This window comes from Pseudomonas sp. 22072 (assembly GCF_052046095.1).
GTDB lineage: Bacteria > Pseudomonadota > Gammaproteobacteria > Pseudomonadales > Pseudomonadaceae > Aquipseudomonas > Aquipseudomonas paracarnis.
On the sequence record NZ_JBQEQE010000034.1, the window covers coordinates 14,413 to 32,954 of the forward strand.

An 18,542-nucleotide genomic window follows, 5' to 3' on the forward strand; every position below is an offset into this window, starting at 1 on the left:
TCTTTTAACTGAAACTGACCCACACCGTCTGGGGTGTGGAGATGGGCGTATTCTTCGCCCTTATCAACAGGAATTAAAATGAGCGAAAGCTTTGCGGAACTCTTTGAAGAAAGCCTAAAAACCCTGAACCTTCAGGCAGGCTCCATCATCACCGGTGTTATCGTTGATATCGATTACCAAGCTCGCTGGGTAACCGTTCACGCTGGTCTGAAGTCTGAAGCTCTGATCCCGCTGGAACAGTTCTACAACGATGCTGGTGACCTGACTATCAATGTCGGTGACGAAGTTCACGTTGCTCTGGACTCGGTTGAAGACGGTTTCGGTGAAACCAAGCTGTCCCGTGAAAAAGCCAAGCGCGCTGAATGCTGGATTGTTCTCGAAGCAGCCTTCGCAGCTGAAGAAGTGGTCAAGGGCGTTATCAACGGTAAGGTTAAAGGCGGCTTCACTGTCGACGTTAACGGCATCCGTGCGTTCCTGCCAGGTTCTTTGGTCGACGTTCGTCCAGTGCGCGACACCACGCACCTGGAAGGCAAAGAACTCGAATTCAAAGTCATCAAGCTCGACCAGAAGCGCAACAACGTTGTCGTTTCCCGTCGCAGCGTGCTGGAAGCAGAGAACTCCGCCGAGCGTGAAGCTCTGCTGGAATCCCTGCAGGAAGGCCAACAAGTCAAAGGTATCGTCAAGAACCTCACCGATTACGGCGCATTCGTCGATCTGGGTGGCGTCGATGGCCTGCTGCACATTACCGACATGGCTTGGAAGCGTATCAAGCATCCTTCCGAAATCGTCAACGTTGGCGACGAGATCGATGTCAAGGTTCTGAAGTACGATCGTGAGCGTAACCGCGTTTCCCTGGGCTTGAAGCAGCTGGGCGAAGATCCATGGGTTGCTATCAAGGCTCGTTACCCAGAAAGCACTCGCGTAACCGCGCGTGTTACCAACCTGACCGACTACGGCTGCTTCGCAGAGCTGGAAGAAGGCGTGGAAGGCCTGGTACACGTTTCCGAAATGGACTGGACCAACAAGAACATCCACCCTTCGAAAGTCGTACAAGTCGGCGACGAAGTGGAAGTTATGGTTCTGGACATCGACGAAGAGCGTCGTCGTATCTCCTTGGGCATCAAGCAGTGCAAATCTAACCCATGGGAAGATTTCTCTGGCCAGTTCAACAAGGGCGATAAAATCTCCGGCACCATCAAGTCGATCACCGATTTCGGTATCTTCATTGGTCTGGACGGCGGCATCGACGGCCTGGTTCACCTGTCCGACATCTCCTGGAACGAAGTTGGCGAAGAAGCTGTTCGTCGTTTCAAGAAGGGCGACGAGCTGGACACCGTTATCCTGTCGGTTGACCCAGAGCGCGAGCGCATCTCCCTGGGTATCAAGCAACTGGAAAGCGATCCGTTCTCCGAGTACGTTCAAGAGAACGACAAAGGCGCCATCGTTAAAGGCACTGTGAAAGAAGTTGACGCCAAAGGCGCCATCATCGTTCTGGCCGACGATATCGAAGCGACTCTGAAAGCCTCCGAAATCAGCCGTGACCGCGTTGAAGACGCGCGCAACGTTCTGAAAGAAGGCCAGGAAGTAGAAGCCAAGATCATCAGCGTTGACCGCAAGAGCCGCGTGATTCAGCTCTCCATCAAGTCGAAGGACGAAGTGGAAGAGAAAGAAGCTATCCAGAGCCTGAAAGAAGCTGCTCCGGAAGCTGCTGCTGACACCACCATGGCGGCACTGCTGCGCCAGGCAATGGCTAAGCAGAACTAAGTTCTGTAAAGCTGTAGAAAAAGGGCGACCTCGGTCGCCCTTTTTTGTGCCTGAAATTTGATGAAGCAACTGCACCGAACGAAGGTGTTCAGCCCAATGTCAGAACTGACTATAGTTTTAAAAACGGCTATTTCGCGTTGCTGACTCAATAAGGGTTTGAATGAACAGAATTATCGTAGTATTCGCTTTGCTGGCGCTTGCAGGCTGCTCCTCTACCAGCGCCAAGACCCACGCCAAGCGTGGCGTCAGCGGCATCGAGATCGACTGCTCTGGCTTGGGTAACAAGTGGGAAAAATGCGAAAAACGCGCCGCCCGTGAGTGCAAGATGCAGGGCTATAAGGTCATTACCCGCTCCAGTGATGCGGAGGACGAAGAGGGCGACTACCTGTTCGGCTGGAACCCTGCTGGCGCGGTGACGCGGACCATGTTGGTGATCTGTAAGTAAGGGGTTGACCGCTCGCTGAGCGTGTTTATTCAGCCCCACATAAGTTGACACATGGGCTGTTCAAATTCATCAACTCATGCTAAAACCTTCGGAGCGCTTTTCCTAGCTGCTTGAAAAAGAAGGGAAAAATATGACGAAGTCGGAGTTGATCGAACGAATTGTCACCCATCAAGGGCTGCTCTCATCCAAGGATGTGGAGCTGGCTATCAAGACCATGCTTGAGCAAATGTCCCAATGCCTGGCCACCGGAGATCGCATCGAAATCCGCGGCTTCGGCAGCTTCTCCCTGCACTACCGCGCACCGCGCGTAGGCCGCAACCCAAAAACCGGCCAATCCGTCAGCCTCGACGGCAAATTCGTTCCCCACTTCAAACCGGGCAAGGAATTGCGCGATCGGGTGAACGAAGAAGAGGAAGAAGGCGTCTGAGTTTTTTTGAGTAAGGAGAAGGGCATGCGTGGGGTTAAGCGCGTTGTTGCGGTGTTGATTGCGGTGCTTGCGGCTTTGGTGGTTCTGGCGTTTGTGCTGGAGAACCAGCAGGGTGTTGCGCTGTCATTCCTGGGGTGGAGTACTGCGCAGATGCCGGTGGCGGTGTTTGTGGTGGTGGCTTTGATTTTGGGGATGTTGATTGGGCCGGTGTTGGGGATGGTTGTGCGTAGGCGTCGGGGTAAGGCGGTGGCTTAAGGTTTAAGTCTTGGTTGGCAATTGTGATGGGGATCAGCGGTGTTGGTGACCGTTTGTCAGAAACCCAATTATGTTAAGCGCTTTGAGCTGCGTAGCGACCTAGGCTGGTGGGTTGCGACAGTTCCCACGGAAAACCCAGAATCATCCTACATACATATCAAGACTTGTAATATGCCAAAGAGATGGCAGAATGGAATCTGTTCTCGATAACGGGCATTTTGTGCGCTCAAAATTTAGCAACGAAGCTGGGTTTTAGCGGTCATCCAATTAAAATAAGAAAAGACACAATCTGTTTTGCATAACGAGCCCGCAGTTTCTCTCTGAAGGCAGGTTTTTGTTGTGAGTAGTAGCTTACGCTCCGTCCTCATCCCCCAGCATAAAAAAATTGATTCGTTGGCGCTTATAACAAATATTTGGCGTCAAAAAACAATCATTATCTCCGCGAGTGCACTGATTGCATCGATTTTTGCGGCATATGCATTTTCGGTCACGCCAGAATACAAAGTGAGCAGTGTGCTTCGGCCTGCTGCGATTAATGAATTGGATGCACTTAATCGCTCGGAAGTTTACGTTTTACCTCCTGGTGAGGCCTTGGTGCGGGTCGGTATGGCCTTAGAGTCGTACGAGATTCGTATGGAGTTTTTTAGATCCCATCAAAAGCTCTTCGAGGGATTTGTGCGACCTGGACGTAATCTTCAGCAGGCGTTTGAAGAGTTCAATAAAAAATCTATAAGTTTGATGTTGTCTGATAAAGATAAAGTTGATTCGCTCAGTTCTTATTTGAAGCTTGAGCTGAACTATCCCAAAGGGATCGATGGGGTTTCAATACTCAATGGATTTGTGGACTATGCAATAGAAAATGAGCGTGATCATATATCGGCGGATTTGACAGTTATTATCAATAACCGTTTAAAGGAGATCGACGGCAGGTTGGCCGCAGCCCGTTCAAGCTATGACACATGGAAGGAAGCAAGAATTGCATCACTTTCTGAGTCAGATAGAATTCGCCGAGCTCAGCTACAAGACGAGCTTCAAGGGCTCCGGACGCAACTTCATAGTTTAAATTCGAATCGAATTGCAGAGCTCAATGAGGCCATAACAATTGCTAAGAAATTGAACATTATGATGCCTGCTTCACCGACCTCTGTCGGTGACGATGCACATTCTGGGTCTGTCAGCATGCGAACAGAAATTAACAATCAGCAAATTCCGTTGTATTTTATGGGGGTCAATGCGCTTGAAGCTGAGCGTACGGTCTTGCTACAGCGGAAGTCTAATGACTTCACTGAGCGACGGATTTCTCAAATTGCCAAAGAGCTAAAGCTGCTGGAGTCCAATCGAGAGATTGAAGTCTTGAAGAGTCGTGTGAACGATGAGTTATTTCTGACTGATGTGCAGCCATTGCGCGCAGAGAAAGCACGATTGCTGAGTGTGAATAAGGATATGAGTAACCTTAGGCTTGTAGCCATTGATAAAGAAGCGCTAGAGCCTACTTCCCAAGTAAGCCCTAACCGCCCCTTGCTCATAATCGGTGGTTTATTGCTAGGCTTGGTTATTGGATGCGCAATCGCTTTCTTCCGGGTAATAAAGCACACGTTGCGTGAGTCGAAACTTTAGTGATTTCTTCAACTTCTAGTACAGAGAGTTGTTCACCACGGTGAGTTTCAGTGGTGGGCGGGCGTGAAAGCCGAGATCCTTATCGTCAAGGCAAATTGCCATCTGATATTTGTGTTCTGAGAATTGACTTGGCAGAAGATTCTAGATAGAAGCGTCGATTGCAGTGTAAAATTGTTTTTATCGCTGCCGGGCCTATGGCCTTTCCAGTGGCCCCTTTCACCTAATCGGTACCTGAGAATGGCTCGATTGGCAACTGGCGCATGCTCCAACTGAGCTTATTCTGAGGTCGATATGAAAACTAATAAACGCTACGCCTTTCTGGCCGTGCTGGCAGCCAGCGTACTCGTGACCTTGGGTGACACTAGGAATATTATTGGCTCGCTTAATTACTGGTTGTTGTGGGGAGGGGTATTAGTATTTGGGGTTTATGGCAGTGGCGGTAGATTGAAGTTGTCGTCGGAAGTAAGTTCTATCACTCTCGGTTTTGCTTTGATAACACTTGCTTTTATGATCTCTGCTGTAATTAACTCGGATGCCTATACGGCTTATCAAGGCGTCAAGTTTATAGCTATCTATATATTATTTCTGGTGATATACAGTTGTTCGGGTTTGCTGGAATTGAACGATTTTTATAAGATCGCTTCGATTTCGATTATGGTGGGTCTCGTCGTATTTGTAATGTCGAAATTCTTTTTTGATGGATTCTATGTTCAATTGGGCGATGGCCGACAAGGCAGTGAGTTTGCCTACCCTGGTGTAATGTGGAAAGTCTGTGCTTTCTTTGCACCCTATATCATTGCAAAGTTACTCACGGCTCGTATGAGAGGTGCAATTTTTGCGGGCTGCGTTTTAATGGCGTCGGTGTATATATTGTTAGCTGACTCCAGTCGAACCGGTTTTCTATGGTTTGCGATTGTCATCTTTTCCTTTTTTCTTTTGCGTTTTTTGGTATTTCCCATCAGAACTTTGCTGGTCGCAATACTTTGCTTGATTGCAGGAATTTGTGTACTGCTCTCTTCAAATGTTGATCTGACGAATCATGATTCATTATTGGTCTTGAATCGTTTGTTTGAGGGTGACCCCGTTAGGGCGGCGATGATACGGGACGGAATATCGAACGTTCAAAAATGCTTTCCATTCGGGTGCGGATTCGGCAGTTCATTTAGCGTAGTGGATGGAGAAAATATTGTTATCCATAATGTATATTTAGGCATGCTTGGTGACGTAGGAGTTCTGGGTGAGTTGGCACTCTTGTTTCTAATGTTGATGCCGTTTGTGTTTTTCTTGTTGTCACTGGTGCAGGGTTTCGATCTAAATAATAATGTTTTCTTTAAGTTTGCCGCAATTTTAGGTGTGCTTTGTTATATTTTTATCATGCTCTTTCACCCGCTGAGTACTGAAATGTCAGAGTGGGGCTATTGGATTTTGATGGTGTCTTGGCTTTCTCGTATTTATAAGTATGATGATGCCGGTTTGATCAATATCGGGTATGGCCAGAAGGTAGGGTGTTAAAGTGTTTACCGTATTTAAAAACATGGGCCTACTTTTTTTTGTACAGCTCTTTGGTTATTTGGTGCCTATCTTGGAAATTCCCGTGCTGGCGCGCTCGTTGGGTGTGCAGGAATACGGCAAGGTAGTTTTGATTCAATCGGTCGCTCTGCTATCTTCGCTTGTTGTGGAGTACGGTTTTTCGTTAAGCGCCGCCAGACAAGTGTCCTTAGCTAAGACTGACATTTCGTTACTGTCCCGGGTGTTTGGTGAAGTCCTATCTGCAAAGCTAATAATTACGTCGCTTATAAGTTTCGTTGCGCTGCTTTTTTACTTGTCTTTCAATTCGCCAGCCTTCGAGCCTGAAGTGATAGGCTTGGGTTTTTTGTATTTTGTAGCGTTTGGATTTAGCCCTTTTTGGTTTTTTCAAGGGCTCGAGAAGATTGCGCTTGTCGTCTTTTTGGAGGTGGCGTTGCGTGTTGCAAGCCTTTCATGTTTGTTTGTTTTTGTTCGGGATTCAACTGATGCTTTGGTGGCGTTGTCTATTTTAGCGACATTTGCTTTGGCAAATACGTTGCTCGGGAATTATTTATGTTATCGAAATGGATGCCGCGTTCGGTTCAGCTTGTTAGGTGGATGGCTTCAGATTCGAAAAGGATTTCATGTTTTCATCTATAAGAGCTCAAATAATATCTTGCTTAGCGCTGGGCCTGCTCTTGTAGGACTGCTTTGTGGAAAAGTCGCTGTTTCAGGATATGTTCCTGCTGAAAAAATTATACGAGGATTTGTGGGTTTTATAAATCCGGTACTTATAGGTTTTTTTCCTTATTTGAATAGGCAGTACCTTCACTCTGAAAAAAACGCATCCAGACTTTCTTGGATTATTGTCGGGCTGATGTTCTTGCTGGGGGGGGTAAGTGCATTGTTTATTTCTTTGGCAGGAGGGTTTCTAATAAATAAAATACTGGGGGCGGATTTCGAGCAGGCGACGACAACTTTGCAGATTTTTGTATGGATAATCCCCTTCAGAATGGCTAATCAAGCGTTGGGTTTATGCATGCTTATACCTCGTGGTATGGATAAGGTGGCGAGCTCTGCAATGCTATTATTCTCGGTAGTGTCAATTATTCTGGCAAGTGTGTTATCGATTAGCTATTACGTCAACGGCATCGTTTTTGGATTTATTCTGGCGGAACTCATGCTGTGTGTTACGTTTCTTATATTATCTTATCGATATAAACCAGTCACTTATCTTGAGGAGCGTACTGAGTGATAACAATTTTAACGGCAACATATAATCGTTATAACACTCTGCCTCGTTTGCTCAAGAGCTTGCTTGAACAAAGCTCAAAAGAGTTTGAATGGGTGCTAATAGACGATGGGAGTTCAGATGGGACTCAGGATTTCGTTGAAAAATTAAAGGAAGAAAATTTGGGTTTTAACCTGACATCCATCAGGCAGAATAATGCTGGAAAGCACGCGGCTATTAATAGCGGGATAGCAGCAGCGAAAAAAAATTGGATCTTCATTGTAGATAGCGATGATGCACTGGTGCCTGACGCAGTTGAAACGATAATAGCGTCCATCACAAAAGCGACGGATAGCACAGTGGGCTTGTGCTATCGTAAGGCGTATTTCAGCGGTGAGTTACTCGGTAATGATTTAAAGACAGCCGAGCAAAGCTTGGTCTCTACGCCGACGGAGGCCGGAAAATTGTTCGCAGGTGACTTGGCTTATATATTTAGAACTGATGTAATGTCGAAATTTCCTTTTCCGATATTTAAGGGCGAGAAATTTGTTCCCGAGCTATATATTTGGAATAAAATAGGAGATGCGGGCGATATCGTATTTTTTACACGAAAAATTATTTATCTGTGCGATTACCTTGAGGATGGATACAGTCGTAATTTTTCGCGCCATCTAAGGGCTAATCCTAAAGGGTTTTTTATTTATTATTGGTCGCAATTTTTGCGTGAGAAGACCGTATTTTATAAGTTTAAAAATTTAATCAGATCTGTGCAGTGCGTTTTGTATATGTTTCTAGGAAGGCCTAGATGAATATTATATATTTTATTACTGGGTTGGGCATGGGCGGGGCCGAGAGGCAAGTCGTTAATCTTGCTGATCGGATGAGCGCACGAGGGCATAACGTTGTAATTGCTTATTTGACGGGTGACGCGGATGTGCTTCCTGAAGAGCCGAATGTTACGGTGGTTGCTCTAAATGGTAATAAAACCATATTTGGAATGATGCGTGCGGTTAATAATCTGGTTAAATTGATTAGACGATTTAAACCCGGGGTAATACATAGCCACATGGTGCACGCGAACTTAATAGCGCGGATGATTCGTTTATTTATCAAAATTCCCAAGCTGATTTGTACGGCACATAGTTCCAATGAAGGAGGCAAGCTGAAGATGCTGGCCTACCGGTTGACGGATTTTTTAGCTGATCTTACAACGAATGTAAGCCAAGAGGCGGTTGATATACTCATTGCAAAAGGCGCTTCATCTGCTGGGCGTATGGTCTTTGTACCCAATGGAATAGATACCGGGCGTTTTGTATTTGATAAGCATGTACGTAATGAAGTTCGTGCCAGAGAGTCTGTGGACTCTTCTACCAGAGTTCTCTTGGCTGTTGGACGTCTTGTTGAAGCAAAAAACTATCCTTGCCTGTTAGATGCGTTCAAGCTGGTTTTAAATGATCACGAAAATATATGTTTGTGGATAGTAGGCGATGGCCCTTTGGCTGCTGATCTCGCGCTATATGTTAACAAGGCCAATTTAAACGGGAAAATAAAATTTTTCGGGAGTCGTGACGACGTTCCTTCATTCTACTGTGCTGCTGACGTGTATATTTTGTCTTCTGCATGGGAAGGCTTTGGGCTTGTCGTGGCCGAAGCGATGTCATGCGAAACGTTAGTGGTCGCAACAGACTGCGGTGGGGTGAAAGAAGTATTGGGTGACAGCGGCTATCTTGTTGAGCCATTCAACCCCGAAGCGCTACGTCAAGGTATTATCTCAGCACTTAGTCTGTCCCCCGAGCAGAAAAGGTCACTCGTCATCTCTGCAAGATCAAGAGTAGTTGATAACTTCTCCTTAGAGTCTGTGGTTAGTAGATGGGAGGAGTTGTATGCCCAACCACGGACCTGATGATTTTGATCACGTGCAATTCTTGAACGGTATTTTTTAGCATGTGTATATCGACAAGAAATAGTCACTCGCTTGAGCCGGAAAGTTGGGCCTGGGTAATGATTTTGAAAAGGTGCGCAGTGTGAAAATTGTTTATGTCATCACCCGTTCGGACGTTATTGGCGGCGCCAGTGTGCATCTTCTTGATTTAGCGCTTGGCTCATCAAAAGCAGGTCATAGCGTCGATGTCCTCGTGGGCGGGGAGGGCGTCTTTAATACTCGAGCGCGGGACTTGGGGCTGTCGTGCCACTCATTGAAATATCTTGTTCGTGAAATCAGCCCTGGAAAAGATATTCGCGCCTTTTTTGAGTTGCGAGCAATGCTTTCCAAGCTAAAACCTGATCTCGTCCATGTGCATTCTTCCAAGGCTGGCATTCTAGGCCGGCTGGCCGCTAAAAGTCTGGGTTTGCCAGCGGTCTTTACAGCACATGGTTGGGCTTTTACGGAAGGAGTATCTGAGAAACGTCGTTTCGTGTACCGTAATATTGAGAGAGTAATGGCTCGTTTTTCAGACCAGATCCTTACGGTTTCTGAGTTTGACAGGCAACTTGCTCTGGAGGCTAAAGTGGGCGATGAAGAGACTGTTCTGACCATCCACAATGGCATGCCTGAGGTCAGCTCCAATAGAGTCAGCTTTACACAATCTGATCAAATACGCTTGATCATGGTTGCAAGGTTCGAAGTACCTAAAAACCAAAAATTCCTATTGGAAGCACTTGCTAAAGTGGAAACCAAAAATTGGGAGCTCGAATTGGTGGGCGACGGCCCCACACTGGAAAGCGCCCGGAAATTGGCAGCACAGCTGGGAATTGCTGAAAAAGTAGCTTTTTCAGGGGCTTGTGATGACGTTCCGATCAGGCTTTCGCGATCTGACGTTTTCATCTTGATTTCTGATTGGGAAGGGTTACCGCTGACTATATTGGAAGCTATGCGCAGTGGACTTGCGGTAATCGCCTCTAACGTAGGGGGGGTGTCTGAATTGGTTGCGAATGGTGATAACGGTTTCGTGGTAGACCGGGGGGATCAGCAAGGGCTGGTCGACGCATTGACGCAACTGATTAAATCCGCAGAGCTTCGAAAAAAGCAGGGCATTTCAGGTCAATACAGATATCGTACAAATTTTACTTTCGATATTATGTTGGATAAAATTCTGAAAATTTACCAGAAAGTGTTAGACAGGACTAAATGAAAATCCTTATTACTGGTGCGAATGGCTTTATCGGGCGGGCGTTATCCGGGCACCTCGTCAGTTCAGCCAAATACTCAGTTGTCGGCACTTACCGCAGGCCCTCTACTGATGTGCCATCTGATATTCAGATGTTTTCGACTGGTGAGGTAGACGGTAATACTGATTGGAATCGTGCCCTGCATGGCGTTGATACCGTTGTCCATCTGGCTGCGCGCGCGCACGTGTTGAATGCGGGAAGCGAGGATCCAGTTACGGAGTTTGAACGGATAAATGTCGAAGGTGCCATTAATTTAGCAAAGCAATCGATAAAAGCAGGTGTCCGTCGGTTTATATTCATTAGCTCTATTGGCGTAAATGGTGCGGAAACGGATAAGTATGCTTTTACCGAGAGCGATGAGCCCCGGCCGCATGCAGACTATGCACGCTCGAAATTAAAGGCAGAGCACAAGCTGGCAGAATTACTTGCTGGAGAGTCGATGGAGTTGACAGTCATCCGACCCCCTTTAGTGTATGCCGCGGAAGCACCGGGCAATTTTAATCGTCTTCTGAAGCTGATCGCGTCGGGATTACCGTTGCCCTTCGCCGCCGTGAAAAATAAGCGCAGTATGATCGCGCTGGATAATCTGGTGGATTTCATTGAGCTTTGTATTGAGCATCCATTGGCTGCAAACGAACTGTTTTTAGTTTCTGATGGAGATGATTTTTCCATTAGCGAAATTATCAAGCTCCTCGCGTCGGGCATGAAACGAAAAGAAAGGTTGTTTAGCCTTCCTGACCCGGTATTGCGTTCAGTCGCCAGCGCGCTCGGGAAGCGTTCGTTATACACGCAGCTGTGCAGATCATTGGTTGTCGATACTGCCAAAACTAAAACACTATTGAATTGGGTTCCTGCGAAAAAGACCGATGAAGCTTTGGTCGAAGCAGGCCAAAAATTCCATTTATTAAAGTGATTCACTTCGAAATTATTGCAGGTAGGGATTGGCACATGACGTTCTGGATAGCGATTGTTTCAATAGGAAGTTCTATTTTTTTTACAGGATTATTACGTCGTTATGCCCTCCAGCGCAATGTATTAGATATTCCTAACAGCAGAAGTTCACACTCGGTACCTACCCCACGCGGCGGCGGGCTCGCAATTGTGGTGGGGTTTCTGATATCCCTTGGTTTAATGCGTTCTTTTGATTTGATTGATAACGCTTTTTTTCTCGCATCGTTCCTCGCGGGTTTAACGGTAGCCGCTTTAGGATTTCTGGATGACCATGGGCACATACCTGCTCGCTGGCGCTTGTTAGGACATTTCCTCTCAGCGGTATGGGCGTTATATTGGATTGGCGGGTTACCGTCGGTTACGTTTTTTGGATTGCAAGTCAACCTAGGCTGGGTTGGCGGTGCGTTAGCTGTTTTATATGCTGTGTGGATGTTGAATCTTTACAACTTCATGGACGGTATAGACGGCTTGGCGAGCGCTGAAGCTATCTGCGCGTGCTCTTCCGCTGCTCTAATCTATTGGTTGTTGGGGTATGAGGAGTTGTTATGGCCACCTATCTATTTAGCGTTGGCGACGGCAGGCTTTTTTTATTGGAACTTTCCAAAGGCGCGAATTTTTATGGGCGACGCGGGGAGTGGCTTTTTGGGTATTACGCTGGCCATCATTTCGCTTAAAGCTGTTTCTTTTTCGTCTACGCTCCTATGGGTCTGGCTGATCCTGTTAGGCGTATTTATCGTTGACGCCACATTCACATTGCTGCGTAGGCTAGTACGCGGTGAAAAAGTATATGAGGCACATCGCAGCCACGCTTATCAATACGCCTCGCGTACCTTTAATGCCCACATCCCCGTCACACTATGTGTGATTTTGATAAACTTAGTCTGGCTCGCACCGATAGCATGGCTCGTCGCATTTGCCAGAGTTGATGGTGCTGTCGGTATGTTGATCGCCTATGTCCCGCTCGTTGCCCTAGCTCTGAAATTCAAGGCCGGAGTCAAAGAGGCAAGTTGTTAGAGTTAGGAGTGGCGAGAGCGTAATAGTGATGGGCTTATATTTGGATTTTGGATTGTTAGAACTGCGAGAGGTTTGGAAAATATGAACTCACTGAGATCGCGCTTATTACGCCTCCCGCGCAGGTATAAACGTATTTTACAAGTGGTTACTGATGTTTTCCTAGTCTGGTTTGCGCTTTGGTTGGCTTTCGTCGTGCGAATAGGTCTCGATGAAATGATCAATCCGTTTGTGCTGCACACCTGGCTGTTTTTGACAGCGCCAATCGTGACTATACCGCTGTTTATACATTTTGGTATGTACCGTGCAGTTTTACGTTATTTTGGAAATGATGCGTTAATCGCTATAGTCAAGGCCGTGAGCCTTTCTTCGCTAATTATTGGTGTGGTTGTTTATTGGTACAGTAATCACCAAAATGTCGTTCCGCGTTCTATCATCTTTAACTATTGGTGGCTAAGTCTCATCATGATAGGAGGGTTGAGATTAGCATTGCGTCAATTCTTCTTGGGAGACTGGTTTACCGCTGCTCAACATGTGCCTTTCACTAACCGTGACGATGGTTTACCACGCGTGGCTATCTACGGTGCCGGGTCTGCGGGAAATCAGCTAGTCGCCGCATTACGCATGGGCCGCTTGATGAGGCCTGTAGCGTTTATTGACGATGACTCCACTATTTCAGATCGGGTGATCTCGGGTCTTCAAGTTTATAAGCCCAAACATATCCAACGAATGATCGATGCCACAGGAGCTCAAGAAATTCTATTAGCGATACCTTCATCGACGCGTGGACGTCGTCGGGAAATTCTTGGATTTCTAGAAGGTTTTCCTTTACATGTACGTAGTGTTCCCGGCTTCATGGACCTGGCCAGTGGGCGGGTCAAAGTGGATGATATCCAAGAGGTGGATATTGCCGATCTATTAGGGCGCGATCCTGTACCGGCACAAGAAGATCTGCTGGAACATTGCATACGGGGCCAAGTGGTGCTGGTTACCGGCGCAGGGGGATCAATTGGATCTGAGCTGTGTCGCCAGATCCTCGAGTTGCAACCAACGACCCTGATTCTCTTTGAGCATAGTGAATACAATTTATACAGCATTATGTCTGAGCTGGAGGCACGAGTATTAAGGGATTCGTTAGGGGTGAAACTGCTTCCGATCCTGGGTTCTATACGTCATCAGGATAAATTAGTTGATGTAATGAAAACCTGGCACGTAAATACAGTCTATCATGCGGCTGCTTATAAACATGTGCCGATGGTAGAGCATAATATTTCGGAAGGTTTTCTGAATAATGTTATTGGCACGTTAAATACTGCTCAAGCAGCTATTATTTCACAGGTTGCTAATTTTGTACTTATTTCGACTGATAAGGCGGTACGCCCTACCAATGTGATGGGAAGCACCAAGCGGCTTGCGGAGATGACGCTGCAGGCGCTCAGTCGTGAATTGGAACCTGCGCTTTTCAATGATGCAGTTCCTACTCTAAATCACACTCGCTTCACAATGGTTCGGTTTGGAAATGTTTTGGGGTCTTCTGGTTCCGTAATTCCGCTATTTCACAAGCAAATTAAATCAGGTGGTCCGTTAACAGTTACTCACCCGAAAATCACTCGATACTTCATGACCATCCCTGAGGCGGCTCAACTTGTTATTCAGGCAGGCTCAATGGGCCAGGGAGGAGATGTTTTTGTATTAGATATGGGGGAGCCGGTTAAAATCACAGAATTGGCGGAGAAAATGATTCACCTGTCAGGCCTGAGTGTTCGTTCAGAAAAAAAACCGCTCGGCGATATCGCTATTGAGTTTACAGGGCTTCGGCCTGGGGAAAAGCTCTACGAAGAATTACTCATCGGCGATAATGTCGATGCCACGCAACACCCAATGATCATGAGCGCTAACGAAGATTATTTGTCTTGGGGCATATTGAGGCCGAGATTGACGGAGTTGTTGTGCGCTATTGAAAATCATGATTACAGTAAAGTGCGTCAATTGTTGCGCGAAACGGTGAGCGGCTATACTCCCGATGGCGAAATTGTTGACTGGTCTTATCAGCAGAGAAGGTTGGAGCTGTGATTTAGATGTTGGTCGGAGATAATAGTACGGCTGTGCTGTTATCTCTGCCTTATAGATATTCGTGCTTTTATATGACATAAATAAGTGTATGGCTTATTTGCATTAACCAACGTCTGTTAAAGGGCCGACTCGTCGACACGTCACCGTCGGCCACAACGTGCGTTTACTGAAAACGGCAGAAACTGGGCCTATTCAACAGCCTTAGTGCTCTACATTTTCTTCCCATGCATGACGCTTACAGAATACAATCTCTCGGGGTAACGCATCGTGATATTCCCATGCGCGCTACCTCGTGATAAGCGAACGGAGAGCCCGCGCGCCTGAACATCCATGGAGCTTCTCCGACGTAGCCCGAACAGGAAGATATTGCATGAGTAACTTTATAAATGAAAACTGAATATTCACTTGAAGTCATCACGCTCACGCTGTCAATAATACTATTGTTTGTTGCTTTTTCTTCGATATTTAGGTCGAAAATCGAAAGTGCAGAAGTTAAGCATGAGTACAAGTTTATTAATGGCTTGCGTGGTCTAGCGGCTATATTTGTTTTTGTTAATCATGCCCCGTTTGTGCTAATAAATCTGGGTGTAAAAAATACTGTTTTTTCTGCGTGGGGACAAATTTACCCAAACCTCGGATCTTTTGGTGTGCAGATTTTTTTCTGCATAACGGGTTTTCTTTTTTTTGACAAGATTATCAAGAGTAAAGATATTGATTGGGGCGATTTTTTTGTATCCAGAATCAGAAGGGTGGCTCCGCTTTACTATCTGACATCACTCTTAGTGTTTATTATTGCGGCTTCGTTTACAGGGTTTGAGTTTCTGAATAAAGAGTCCATTACCACTATCGCAGGGTTAGTAACGTTTAATTTTATAGATAATCCAATGAAAATTGGAGGCGTATCTCTTGTTCCTCTGAGTTCCGTTACATGGACGTTGGTTCATGAGTGGCGTTTTTATGCAGTGCTACCCATGGTGGCAATTTTTTACCGATCTCCCTATCGGTCCGTTATCATGACGGTAGCTATACTGATTGCTGCCATTGACCTGGGTACTTCTGCCGTGGTGTGCTGGGCATACTTTCTGTCAGGCATGGGTGCAGCAGTTATTCATAAAAAAAGTATTACAAATAAAGCTATAAAACTTTCATTCATGATAATTGCTATATCTATATTTGTTTGGATGTGCGGACTGGTTGAAGTTCCTGGCTACGGAGCGTTGAGATTTACTCTGGCCACAATATTTTTCATAAGTATTACTATTTCCAACCCGCGTTTTTTGCATTATCAGTTCCTGAACAGGCTCAGCGATATTAGCTACAGTGTTTATTTGCTCCACTTGCCAGTGTTGTTTTTGTCCTTCAAGCTATTATCTGTATTCCTCGATCTTGCTGCTCTTGATAAAGTAACCTTTTGGGCTGTGAATTTCATGACCATTCCGATCATCGTTGCGTTGTCGACCTTTACTTTTGTTCATGTAGAAAAAAGATTCATGCGCAAAAAGCGGGAGCAGCAAACCGACGCCCCGCCGGTTGCCTACTCCGAACAGACAAAAGCCGCGATATGAAGTGTGCGGCGCTCCGGCGTCGTGCTTCTTTGTTCCGCTCGACGTCCATCGGTAATGATCGGTCTGTAGGGCTCTCTGCTGACCTTGATGTTATCAATGGCCATTTTGAAAGTTACTAGATATTCGTAACCTCACGCGACTTCAATCGGCTCTCTAACACTTTGTAATACCCCCAATTTTGACACCCTCCACCCATCGCCTAAGTTAGAAAAGCAGCTTTGGAAAGCTGCTTTTCTCTCTTACCGATATCATGGAGCGTCACCAATGCAAAACCTCTACATCTCGTCCCTCATCTTCGCCTTCCTCACCAGCCTCTCCGTCGCCACCACTGCCGCGCCGTCCATCAAGCCGGAACCTCCAACCTCCATCTCCACCCAAATGACCAAGACCGAGCAATCCACCAAGGTCAACCTCAACGCCGCCGACGCCGAGACCCTGCGTCGCGATCTATTCGGCATTGGTGCTTCCAAGGCGAAGGCAATTATCGCCTATCGCGAAAGCAACGGCCCGTTTACAGCGGTGGATGAGTTACTGGAAGTAAAAGGCATCGGCAAGGCACTGCTGGAGAAGAATCGCGACAGGTTGGTTATTGATTGAAGATGTAATAAAAGCGCAGAAGGCCGGTCATTGACCGGCCTTTTCTTTATCGGACCTAGCGCCTGGTAATTCGCAGGCAGCATTGGCACGAAACGTGGTTACCTCTAATTCAGTGATTGTTCAACAATCTCGAGGTAACAATGCCACTCACTTTATCTTTAGCCGACCAAATCGCCCTGGAACTCCGCGCCGACATCATAGGCGGCCGGCTGTTACCAGGCATGCCGCTGATCGAGGTGGACCTGGTCAAAGCCTACAACGCATCACGCAATACGATTCGAGAGGCGCTGCATCGTCTGGGCCAGGAGGGCCTTACTCGCTATGTCCGCAACAAGGGCGTGATGGTTCGGCGCTTGGTGCGGGCGGAAGTGCGTGACCTCTTTGTCGTCCGCCGCACCCTGGAGTTGCAGGCGATTGCCCAGAGCGGGCCGCTGACGGACGTCCAATCGACGCGTATGCAAAGCGCCATTGACGCCACCCACTTGGCCCGGGAGCGCGAAGATTGGCGAGTCGTGGCCACCCACAGTCTTATGTTCCACCAGCAGATCGTCGCCTTGATGGGCAGCCCATTGTTCGACGAGTTTTTCGCTCAGGTGATTGCTCAGTTGCGTCTGGTGTTCTGCGCCGCGCCTGACGAGCAGCGTTTCCAGTCGCCCTGGCTGGAGCGTGACCATGAGATATACACATTACTAACCCGCAACCAAACCCAGGCCGCCAGCGAGGCGATGAGCCTGTACCTGGACGATTCAGAACACCTTTCCCTCGCCCTGTTTGATCACCCTTGATAGAGGATTGCCCCATGTACAAAGACTACCCGGCCGCGTACCAGGTCAGCAAAGGCTCAGCATTGCAGGTGGATAGGGCGTTCTATGAGCGTATTCGTGATCAGAAAACCCAGCGCACGTTGATCGAGCAGTTCGAGGTGCCGATCCGCACGGGGAGGGCGTGGAAGGTGCCGGCCGGGCATGTGTTTCGTGTGACCACGCCGGTGGGGCCGCAGGTGGGGGACTTTAATGTCTGGAACGCCAACGATCCGCGCGAACGTTTGTGGGCTGCGCGCACTCGTCAGCTGCAAGGCGCTCATGTCAGCACCCATGATCGGTTGTGGTCGAACCTGCCCTTTTTAAGGCCCTTGGTCACGATCACCGATGACAGCCTGGCCAGCTACGGCATTGATGAGCACGGTGGGCGTTTGCATGATTTGTTGGGCACGCGGTGCGACCCCTATGTGAACCGTATGTTGACCGGTGAGGACTTTCATCACCATTGCCACTCGAACCTGACCCGTGCGGTATTGCCCCACGGACTGACGGAGTTCGATGTGCATGACGTGTTGAATATTTTCCAGTGCACCGGGCTCAATCACGATGACATGTACTTTATGAAGGCCTGTCCGGCGCAGAAGGGCGATTACCTGGAGTTCTTTGCCGAGATTGATTTGTTGTGTGCATTGTCGACGTGCCCTGGCGGGGATCTGTCGCTGCCGATGTGGGGGCCGGAGGCGCAGGACCCGCTGACGGTGTGTCGTCCGTTAGGGGTTGAGATCTATAGGCTGGAGGATGAGTTGCTCAGTGGCTGGAGCCAGCCGGAGCGTGCTGCCTATAAGGGGCAACATGGGTTGCATATTGCCAAGGCGGATTGGGAGTAGGGGGGGCTGCTTCGCAGCCCAGCGGGAGCAAGCTCCCTCGCCACGGGGTTACACGCGTTTTATCTGTCTTGCGCATCCTTGGCGTCCGCCTGCGCATTTCGCTCGGCCACGCGTTTGCGTTGTTCGTCGGTGAGTTCGACTTTGTTGGCGCTGTCGCGCAGCATCATCAGCCCTCCGACGATCGACCCGATCGCGACTACCATAATCAACCACGCATACCACGGCATAAGGCTCTCCTTGAGGCAGATGTCCGTGGGAAAGCTTCCCACGGTAATGACTGCTTT

Annotated in this window: 18 protein-coding genes; 17 read left to right on the top strand and 1 reads right to left on the bottom strand. The window is 47.7% G+C overall.

All coding sequences use genetic code 11. From position 1 onward, the window contains the following. Positions 1-78: 78 nt before the first annotated feature. The 17 genes from rpsA to ACTJLA_RS24185 all read left to right on the top strand — a co-directional run bounded on the left by rpsA (position 79) and on the right by ACTJLA_RS24185 (position 18,258). On the top strand, positions 79-1,764 hold the full coding sequence (gene rpsA, locus ACTJLA_RS24105; RefSeq protein ID WP_003189774.1) for a 30S ribosomal protein S1: 1,686 nt from the start codon (positions 79-81) through the stop codon (positions 1,762-1,764). 160 nt (positions 1,765-1,924) lie between these two features. Then, positions 1,925-2,209, top strand: a complete 285-nt coding sequence (locus tag ACTJLA_RS24110) for a lipoprotein (protein WP_034126690.1) — start codon at positions 1,925-1,927, stop codon at positions 2,207-2,209. 130 nt (positions 2,210-2,339) lie between these two features. Next, on the top strand, positions 2,340-2,636 hold the full coding sequence (gene ihfB, locus ACTJLA_RS24115) for an integration host factor subunit beta (RefSeq protein WP_003189779.1): 297 nt from the start codon (positions 2,340-2,342) through the stop codon (positions 2,634-2,636). Between the two features lie 24 nt (positions 2,637-2,660). Next, on the top strand, positions 2,661-2,891 hold the full coding sequence (locus ACTJLA_RS24120) for a LapA family protein (protein ID WP_054898455.1): 231 nt from the start codon (positions 2,661-2,663) through the stop codon (positions 2,889-2,891). A gap of 339 nt (positions 2,892-3,230) precedes the next feature. After that, a complete protein-coding gene (locus tag ACTJLA_RS24125) occupies positions 3,231-4,508 on the top strand; it encodes a chain-length determining protein (protein WP_314548349.1) in 1,278 nt (425 codons plus the stop codon). Positions 4,509-4,799: 291 nt separating this feature from the next. Next, positions 4,800-6,020, top strand: a complete 1,221-nt coding sequence (locus ACTJLA_RS24130; RefSeq protein ID WP_314548350.1) for a hypothetical protein — start codon at positions 4,800-4,802, stop codon at positions 6,018-6,020. A 1-nt stretch (position 6,021) separates the two neighbouring features. Next, complete coding sequence (locus ACTJLA_RS24135; protein WP_440842282.1) at positions 6,022-7,269, top strand: oligosaccharide flippase family protein; 1,248 nt, start codon at positions 6,022-6,024, stop codon at positions 7,267-7,269. Next, entirely contained in the window at positions 7,266-8,054 is a 789-nt protein-coding gene (locus ACTJLA_RS24140) for a glycosyltransferase family 2 protein (RefSeq protein WP_054898459.1), read from the top strand. Before ACTJLA_RS24135 ends, ACTJLA_RS24140 begins: the two co-directional genes overlap by 4 nt. Beyond that, positions 8,051-9,148, top strand: a complete 1,098-nt coding sequence (locus ACTJLA_RS24145) for a glycosyltransferase (RefSeq protein WP_314548355.1) — start codon at positions 8,051-8,053, stop codon at positions 9,146-9,148. The genes ACTJLA_RS24140 and ACTJLA_RS24145 overlap by 4 nt, the downstream gene beginning before the upstream one ends. An 85-nt stretch (positions 9,149-9,233) precedes the next feature. Continuing rightward, entirely contained in the window at positions 9,234-10,376 is a 1,143-nt protein-coding gene (locus tag ACTJLA_RS24150; protein ID WP_081089523.1) for a glycosyltransferase family 4 protein, read from the top strand. After that, complete coding sequence (locus tag ACTJLA_RS24155; RefSeq protein ID WP_313042784.1) at positions 10,373-11,326, top strand: NAD-dependent epimerase/dehydratase family protein; 954 nt, start codon at positions 10,373-10,375, stop codon at positions 11,324-11,326. The genes ACTJLA_RS24150 and ACTJLA_RS24155 overlap by 4 nt, the downstream gene beginning before the upstream one ends. 35 nt (positions 11,327-11,361) lie before the next feature. After that, a complete protein-coding gene (locus tag ACTJLA_RS24160) occupies positions 11,362-12,378 on the top strand; it encodes an MraY family glycosyltransferase (protein ID WP_313042786.1) in 1,017 nt (338 codons plus the stop codon). Between the two features lie 81 nt (positions 12,379-12,459). Next, a complete protein-coding gene (locus tag ACTJLA_RS24165) occupies positions 12,460-14,448 on the top strand; it encodes a polysaccharide biosynthesis protein (RefSeq protein WP_313042787.1) in 1,989 nt (662 codons plus the stop codon). 386 nt (positions 14,449-14,834) lie between these two features. Next, positions 14,835-16,013 (top strand): acyltransferase, encoded by a 1,179-nt coding sequence (locus ACTJLA_RS24170; protein WP_314548359.1) that lies wholly within the window; start codon positions 14,835-14,837, stop codon positions 16,011-16,013. A gap of 264 nt (positions 16,014-16,277) precedes the next feature. Continuing rightward, a complete protein-coding gene (locus ACTJLA_RS24175; RefSeq protein WP_057975727.1) occupies positions 16,278-16,610 on the top strand; it encodes a ComEA family DNA-binding protein in 333 nt (110 codons plus the stop codon). Between the two features lie 140 nt (positions 16,611-16,750). Beyond that, entirely contained in the window at positions 16,751-17,395 is a 645-nt protein-coding gene (locus ACTJLA_RS24180) for a GntR family transcriptional regulator (RefSeq protein ID WP_072446721.1), read from the top strand. Positions 17,396-17,409: 14 nt separating this feature from the next. Further along, positions 17,410-18,258, top strand: coding sequence for an urea carboxylase-associated family protein (locus ACTJLA_RS24185; protein WP_057975729.1), 849 nt, complete (start codon positions 17,410-17,412; stop codon positions 18,256-18,258). Positions 18,259-18,317: 59 nt separating this feature from the next. Here the strand turns inward: ACTJLA_RS24185 and ACTJLA_RS24190 are convergent, their stop codons facing one another. Beyond that, positions 18,318-18,485 carry a DUF2897 family protein gene (locus tag ACTJLA_RS24190; protein ID WP_003172675.1) on the bottom strand — a complete coding sequence of 56 codons (168 nt, stop codon included), beginning with the start codon at positions 18,483-18,485 and terminating at the stop codon, positions 18,318-18,320. Positions 18,486-18,542: the final 57 nt, after the last annotated feature.